The sequence below is a fragment of the Bartonella sp. CL63NXGY genome (assembly GCF_042194905.1).
GTDB lineage: Bacteria > Pseudomonadota > Alphaproteobacteria > Rhizobiales > Rhizobiaceae > Bartonella.
In genome coordinates, this window is sequence record NZ_JBHINK010000078.1 from 1 (window position 1) to 780 (window position 780).

Annotated in this window: 1 pseudogene; it reads left to right on the forward strand. The window is 44.1% G+C overall.

From position 1 onward, the window contains the following. Window positions 1–780: pseudogene (locus tag ACFIK0_RS09320) on the forward strand (accessory Sec-dependent LPXTG-anchored adhesin); the annotation flags it as partial.

Sequence of the window (780 nt, forward strand, 5' to 3'; positions counted from 1 at the left end):
ACGTCCTTACGGGTTTCTTTGAGTGCTAGTTACTCCTTGAGTGAATCACTGGCTACGTCATTGAGTACGTCCTTAGCTACTTCCTTAAGTGCTAGTTACTCCTTGAGTGCATCAATGAGTACATCGCTAGAAGCTTCCTTAAGTACCAGCTATTCCTTAAGTGCTTCGAATGCTTCGAGTGCTTCTTTGAGCACCAGCTTAATGCTGAGCCAAAGTTACAGTACCAGTGCGATCGTTAGTCAATCATTAAGTAATTCCTTAAGTGCTAGTTATTCCACTAGTGCCATCATCAGTACCTCAGTTCAAACATCCTTAAGTAGCAGTTACTCCTTGAGTGAATCACTGGCTACGTCATTGAGCACGTCCTTACGGGTTTCCTTAAGTGCTAGTTATTCCTTAAGTGAATCCTTGGCGACGTCTTTGAGCACATCCTTACGAGTATCTTTGAGTACCAGCTACTCCATTAGTGCTTCCAATGCCTTAAGCGCATCCTTGAGCACGAGCTTGATGCTGAGCCAAAGCTACAGTAACAGTGCATCTGTCAGTCAATCATTAAGTAACTCCTTAAGTGCTAGTTATTCCACTAGTGCCATCATTAGTACCTCAGTTCAAACGTCCTTAAGTAGCAGTTACTCCTTAAGTGAATCGCTGGCTACTTCTTTAAGCACGTCCTTAGCCACGTCCTTAAGCACCAGTTACTCCTTAAGTGAATCGCTGGCTACTTCTTTAAGCACGTCCTTACGGGTATCCTTGAGCACGAGTTACTCCTTGAGTGCTTCC